We start from the raw sequence: 412 nt of genomic DNA on the forward strand, positions 1-412 counted from the left end.
TGGTGTGGGTGTGCGGGCCGGAGATCGTGCAGAACGGTATCCACCTGTCGCTGTGGCTGATCGTGCCGGTGTCGGGTCTGTTCGCAGCGATCTTCGGTGCGCTCCTGGGCGCGCCGACCCTGAAGCTGCGCGGCGACTACCTGGCCATCGTGACGCTGGGCTTTGGCGAGATCATCCGTATCTTCATGAACAACCTGAACGCGCCGGTGAACATCACCAACGGCCCGCAGGGCATCAACCTGATCGACCCGATCCGCGTGTTTGGCGTGTCGCTGGCCGGCGAGCCGGGTTCGGGCTCGATGGTCAACGTGTTCGGCTTCTCCACGCCGTCGGTGAACGCCTACTACTTCCTGTTCCTGCTGCTGTGCATCGGCGTGATCTTCTTCTCGGTGCGGCTGCAGGATTCGCGCCT

The 412-nt window shown here is 63.6% G+C and carries 1 pseudogene; it reads left to right on the forward strand.

Going from position 1 to position 412, the window contains the following annotated elements:
- Window positions 1-412, forward strand: a pseudogene (locus J8I26_RS22880) (ABC transporter ATP-binding protein); the annotation flags it as partial.

This window comes from Herbaspirillum sp. LeCh32-8 (assembly GCF_017814915.1).
Lineage (GTDB): Bacteria > Pseudomonadota > Gammaproteobacteria > Burkholderiales > Burkholderiaceae_D > Herbaspirillum.